Here is a 5,718-nt window from a genome sequence, read left to right as displayed (position 1 = left end):
GGCCATGCGGCTCTGCTCGGCGACCTGTTGTCGATCCTGCTGTCTCCTTATGAGGACCTGGGCGCCTTCAGCGGGCGCATCCGCGTTGCGGTACCGCGCATGGGCGTTGGTGAGGGCGCGGCGACGACGCTGGCCCTGATCATCCATGAACTCGCGACCAACTCGTTGAAGTATGGAGCGCTGTCGGCCGAGACGGGCACGTTGGATGTTTCAGGTTGCTCGGACGACGAGGAGATCAAGATCGTGTGGACAGAGCGGGGAGGTCCAGCCGTCGAACCCCCGAACGGAGCAGGTGGCTATGGTAGCCGCCTCGTGGTTCGAAGCATCTCGGGGCAATTGGGGGGCTCGATCGACTACAACTGGTCAGCCGAGGGTGTCATTGTCACATTACGGATCAAGGCGGAAAAGCTAGCTGACTAGACGGCGCGAAGCACGGCTTCGCACGCCTTTGAGGACGGCTTCCGCAAAATGTTAATTCCGAGCGCATCCCGTCCGGCCGAAAGCGAACGCAGCGAAACGATGATGCTTCTCCCGGAGCCAATCAGCGGTCTGCGTAACACTTCCGGCGAGCATACGGCCCCTAAGCCGCAATCTGGATCGCCTCCAATACAGCGGCATGACTGTATGGCTTGCGTAGAAAGGTGACGTCCGCCGGCATTTCGTGGGGCTCTGGTTGGATGCGCCCGCTGGCGATAATGATTGCAATTGGGGGCCAACGATCCCGCACCACGAAAGCCAGCTTCAGCCCATTCATCGAGCCTGGCATCTCGATGTCCGTGAAGACGATGCGTATGTCGGGGCGGGCCTCCAGCAGCTTGACGGCGTCGTCGGCATTACTTGCCTCGAGGGCCTCGAACCCGGCGTCCTCAAGCATCGAAGTCGCATCCAATCTGATGAACACATCATCTTCGACGACAAGGACAACGAAGTCGGCCATGGGCTAAAACTCACGGAGATGACGCAGGCGCCGCCCGAAACACTGAACTATAAAGAATAGCCGTAATTTCTCGCTAGCTAGCGTGGTCGATGAGGCCCGCCGAGTGCCGCTCGGCGGGCCTCTCGCTCGCGCTCAGGCCGCCTTGGCGACCGCGACGGCGGCCGAGTTGGCGGGACCGCCAAGCTGCGTCAGTAGCTTGTCCGTCTTGGTCTCTTCGGCAAGCGTCGCATCGAGCAAGCTCACCGCGTCCTTGTGTCCGAGCTGCTGAGCCCAAGCCTTCAAGGTTCCATAGCGCGCGATCTCATAGTGCTCGACGGCCTGCGCCGAGGCGACCAGGCCGGCGTCCAGGGCTGGGCTGTCCCCGTAGTCCTCCATCACCGCCTTGCCTTCCTCGATGATGCCGAGGATGGCATCGCAAGTCTTGGCCCGAGGCGCCTTGCCAATCGATTCGAAGACCTCACTAAGGCGCTCGACATGGCCTTCCGTCTCGGCCTTGTGCGTCTCGAATGCCTTCTTGAGCTCAGGCGACTTCGCCGCCTTCGCCATCTTGGGCAGGGTCTTCAGGATTTGCTTTTCTGCGTAATAGACGTCCTTGAGCATGTCGTGAAACATCTCGTCGAGCGGCTTGGGTGTCGTGGCCATATGTCATCTCCGATCCGTAAAGGGATTGCTGGCTCAACGGACGCCGGCGCAGAGTGTTCCTCACGAGGCCGTGAATAAATCCGGAACATTCGTAAGCGGTTGATCGTTGGATCAGCATCAGCGGACTTCACCGCTCCGGGACTTCCAGCATGAAAACTCTGCTTACTGTCCGCTCGTCGCGGCATTTCCGGCGTTCGCGGTAATGGCCGAGACGTCAACCACCATCCGACACCGACCTCTCCGGTCGACGCCAACGCACCCCTGGCGGGCCAACACTGCTTCACCGAGGGCCAGGCAAAGAGCCGTCTCGAGGCCACTGGCTACTCCGATGTGACAGGCCTGAAGAAGGGCGACAACGGAATTTGGAAGGGCTCCGCGACGATTGCCGGCGCCAAGGTCAACGTCTCCATCGATTACCGCGGCCATATCGTTCGCAACTGATCAATGCAGCACATTCCCTCACATCTGGAGAACCACATGCCCCGCACTATTACCCGCTCTTACGAAGACTACGAGACCGCCGCCGCTGTGGTTGAAAATCTAGGAGAGGCCGGAATTTCGGATTCGGATATCAGCGTCATTGGCAGAGACGAGCGCACCAATGACAACAATGCTTCCGAGGGGGCGGGTATCGGCGCCGGTGTCGGCGGTGCGGCAGGCCTGCTTACCGGACTCGGGATGCTTGCCATCCCGGGGGTCGGTCCCGTCGTGGCGGCGGGATGGCTCGCAGCCACTGCCGCTGGCGCGGTCGCGGGGGCTGCGGCCGGCGGACTGGTCGGCTCACTCACCAACGCCGGTCTCAGCAAGGAGGACGCAAACTACCACGCGGAGACAGTCCGTCGCGGCGGCACCGTCATATCCGTCAAAGCGCCCGACGAGCACGCTGCGACTGTCGAGAGGATCATGGACGGTTTCGCCCCGATCGATCGCGACTCCCGCCTCGCCAGCTATCGCACTGAGGGCTGGACCGGGTTCGACGAGAATGCCGCTCCTTATAGCGGGACCACGACGTCGCCTGGGCGCCCGCGATTCCCGGTCGACTAGACCGTTCACATTGACGCCGATCATCGATTGAGGCCTCCGAGGATCGCTTCGGGGGCCTAGACTGTGCCCCAGCCAGTTCGCGCCCGTAGGAGCCGCGGAGCGTAAGCCACGTGACACGGTGGCTATCGACGGGACAGTGAAAAGTGAGGCCGATGCGGCCGACGGAACGGGCTGCCATGCCTTCACCGTCGGACAAACGGCGCACGCCTTTTTGGCGGAGGTTACCGTGGTCGAGCATTGCTGCCATTTTGGCCGCTGAATACATCGTGCCTGCGGGAACCCTTGCCTCCCGAGCCTGTTTGCCTCTCGGGGCATGGTGGTCGGCATTCGGTTTGCCCGACCTGAAATCAGATGAGGAGGCAAACCGATGCGCGCATTACGCTGGCACGGCAAGGGCGACGTTCGCGTCGATACAGTCCCGGATCCAAAGATCGAGCATCCCCGCGATGCGGTGATCAGGATCACCTGCTGCGCGATCTGTGGCTCGGATCTGCACCTGCTCGACGGGTATCAGCCGACGATGGAGAGCGGCGACATTCTCGGCCACGAGAACATGGGTGAGGTGATCGAGCTTGGCTCTGAAGTCAGCAATCTGAAGATAGGCGACCGCGTCGTCGTGCCTTTCACAATCAGTTGCGGCGACTGCTGGTTCTGCCGGCAGGGCATGTTCTCCGCCTGCGATCGGACCAATCCCAATGCCAAGATGGCAGCGAAGGCGATGGGCCAGTCGGCCGCAGGATTGTTCGGTTTCAGTCATATGCTGACGTGGGTATAGCGGTGGCCAGGCAGAATATCTGCGCGTGCCCATGGCGGATATCGGCCCGATCAAGGTCCCCGACAATGTTTCGGACGAGCAGGCCCTGTTCCTCTCCGACATCTTCCCGACCGGGTACATGGCTGCTGAGAACGCCCAGATTCTGGACGGCGATACCGTCGCGATCTGGGGTTGCGGGCCGGTCGGTCAGTTCGCGATCCGCTCGGCCTTCATGCTGGGCGCCGGTCGGGTATTTGCTATCGACGAGGTGCCAGAACGATTGGCGATGGCCGAGGCCGGCGGCGCCGAGACCATCAACTTTTCGAAGTTCGACGTCTATGACGAGCTGATGGTGCGGACGAAGGGCCGAGGACCCGACAGTTGCATCGATGCCGTCGGCTGCGAAGCGGCGGGCCACGGCACGGCGGACGCCATCCTCGACAAGGTCAAGGCAGCGACCTTTCTCGCCACGGATCGGGTCCACGTCCTGCGGGAGGCCATCATGTGCTGTCGCAAGGGGGGCACAATCTCGATCCCGGGCGTCTATGTCGGCATGGCCGACAAGATTCCGATCGGGGCCGCGATGAACAAGGGCCTTACCTTCAAGATGGGCCAGACCCACGTCCAGGCCTATACGAAGCCGCTGCTGGCGAAGATCGAGGCAGGCGAGATCGATCCCAGCTTCGTCGTCACGCATCCGGCGAGCCTCGAGGACGCGCCCGAAATGTACAAGAAGTTCCGCGATAAGGAGGACGGCGTCATCAAGGTTATCTTGCGACCGTAGTTTTGACCTCCCGTTCCGAACCGGACGGAAAGGCGTTCCTCGCTTCAGCAGAAGCCTCGATCCTGAGAGTACTTCGCTCCTCTACTTCTTTTCGGTGCCGAGCCTGCCCCCGGAGCGGGGGGCAGGGGGCCTGAGAGTCCACCAAGCAGCGACGGGATTGTTCCCACTTGGCCGGATTGAAATCGTCGACCGGATGCGCCAGGCGTACACTCTTGGAGTGGACCGAACTCATTTCATTGTGCATTGCAACATAATGCGACCCGAGCAGTTGAGTTCGTGTCAGCCATCTCGGCATGACCCCAAAGGACAGCCGCGATGCGCAACCTCTCCGATACGATCGCACGCCTGAAATCGGCTCAAGGGACAGCTTACGCTGGTGCTCCCGCACAACCGTCCCGCCTGTCTGACCTCGGAGGATTTGGTGCGGAACATACGCGATCGGTCTCGGTTGAATTTCGACTTTCCGGAAACGTGAGTTGGGTCGGATGACATCCAGGCGCAGCATGGACGCCTCCCCTTCGTTGGTTGCCGAGTGGCCGCTCCCCTCTTCCGCGACGCTTGGATCGTCGGTGCGAGCGAAGGGGATCGAACGCGAAATTCGGGCCCGACTGCCCTGGGCAGCGAGGACGTGCATCACGGCTGGGACGGGGCGTATCGCATTGCGTATGTCAGAGGCCGAGACAGATGTGTTCAGGGTCGCCTCGGCGTGCATCTCCGAAACGCTGGGCGGGATCGCAGAACTACCCGTACTTCCAAGCGAGGCGGAGGATATTCTGACGATCTCTTCGCGCGAGCGTCACAAGTGGGTGAAAGACGGTCGCCTCAAGAGCATCGGGACACGCACCGTCAAGCTGCGCGGGCGTGCAAGAGCCGCGACGTTCCACGTCTTCGACCCGCGGCAGATCGAGGCCGTGCTTGACGGGGACCTGCCGGCCATCTGGAGAGTGGAGGATGCGCAGGCGCTCGCCGAGACCCGGCGGCGCGCGGCGGGGAAGGCCGCACGGACGCGTGCGGGCAACGGCGAGGGCAAGGCCGGCGACGCCAGGAATGCCCGGGAGGCCGCCCCCCGGTCGCAATTGGACGGCTGGGATGTCTTCGAAGCGGACGGGCTGCTGCGCTAGCAGAATCCCAAACTGGCCATCCAGCTTCACCCGCGTAACGGCCGGTCAGGACAATGATGGATACGCAAGCCGCGAAGCAGAAAGCACCTGGAACCGAAGAACGTCGCGAACGGCGGCGGCTCCGCAGAGAGAAGCAGCGGACAGAGAACATTGGGCGCGCCGAAAAAATGCGGGCCGCTCGCCTGGCGGGGACTGTCGCAGAGAGCGGGAATAGTTCCTGTTTGGAGGCATCGGTCTATGTCGGTTGCTCGGGATGGTTTTACTGGAAATGGGGTGGACAATTCTACCCGGCGCAGATGCCAACGGGCGAATGGTTCAGCCACTACGCGAAACAGTTCGACACTGTCGAGATCAACGCGTCATTCTATTCGTGGCCGACCGTTGCAAACGTGAAAAACTGGCTTCGTCAACCCGGCGATCGCAATTTCATCTATAC

General features: G+C 61.8%; 5 protein-coding genes and 2 pseudogenes. 5 read left to right on the top strand and 2 right to left on the bottom strand.

What is annotated here, in order from left to right; translation table 11 throughout:
- Positions 1 to 420: pseudogene (locus tag AC1DW9_RS36015) on the top strand (histidine kinase); the annotation flags it as partial.
- A 160-nt stretch (positions 421 to 580) separates the two neighbouring features.
- Here AC1DW9_RS36015 and AC1DW9_RS36010 read toward each other — a convergent pair.
- Together AC1DW9_RS36010 and AC1DW9_RS36005 are read right to left on the bottom strand one after the other, a co-directional pair.
- Positions 581 to 937: a response regulator gene (locus tag AC1DW9_RS36010; RefSeq protein ID WP_476776215.1), complete on the bottom strand. Its 357-nt coding sequence runs from the start codon at positions 935 to 937 to the stop codon at positions 581 to 583.
- 132 nt (positions 938 to 1,069) lie between these two features.
- Complete coding sequence (locus AC1DW9_RS36005) at positions 1,070 to 1,579, bottom strand: YciE/YciF ferroxidase family protein (protein WP_441493429.1); 510 nt, start codon at positions 1,577 to 1,579, stop codon at positions 1,070 to 1,072.
- 477 nt (positions 1,580 to 2,056) lie between these two features.
- Here AC1DW9_RS36005 and AC1DW9_RS36000 point away from each other — a divergent pair, with 477 nt between their 5' ends.
- From AC1DW9_RS36000 to AC1DW9_RS35985, 4 genes and pseudogenes are all read left to right on the top strand, one after another.
- On the top strand, positions 2,057 to 2,623 hold the full coding sequence (locus AC1DW9_RS36000; protein ID WP_476776214.1) for a hypothetical protein: 567 nt from the start codon (positions 2,057 to 2,059) through the stop codon (positions 2,621 to 2,623).
- Between the two features lie 367 nt (positions 2,624 to 2,990).
- Positions 2,991 to 4,161: pseudogene (locus AC1DW9_RS35995) on the top strand (zinc-dependent alcohol dehydrogenase).
- A gap of 485 nt (positions 4,162 to 4,646) precedes the next feature.
- Complete coding sequence (locus AC1DW9_RS35990) at positions 4,647 to 5,282, top strand: hypothetical protein (RefSeq protein ID WP_476776213.1); 636 nt, start codon at positions 4,647 to 4,649, stop codon at positions 5,280 to 5,282.
- A gap of 56 nt (positions 5,283 to 5,338) precedes the next feature.
- A partial coding sequence (locus tag AC1DW9_RS35985; protein ID WP_476855376.1) for a DUF72 domain-containing protein occupies positions 5,339 to 5,718 on the top strand: 380 nt, incomplete at its 3' end.

It is taken from the genome of Allobosea sp. P4_E12, assembly GCF_056401655.1.
This window is presented reverse-complemented; position numbering and strand designations above follow the sequence as displayed.

Bases quoted from the DNA above. Each gene is read 5' to 3' on its own strand.
- AC1DW9_RS36010 (WP_476776215.1), bottom strand. From the start codon at position 937: ATGGCCGACTTCGTTGTCCTTGTCGTCGAAGATGATGTGTTCATCAGA.
- AC1DW9_RS36005 (WP_441493429.1), bottom strand. From the start codon at position 1,579: ATGGCCACGACACCCAAGCCGCTCGACGAGATGTTTCACGACATGCTC.
- AC1DW9_RS36000 (WP_476776214.1), top strand. From the start codon at position 2,057: ATGCCCCGCACTATTACCCGCTCTTACGAAGACTACGAGACCGCCGCC.
- AC1DW9_RS35990 (WP_476776213.1), top strand. From the start codon at position 4,647: ATGACATCCAGGCGCAGCATGGACGCCTCCCCTTCGTTGGTTGCCGAG.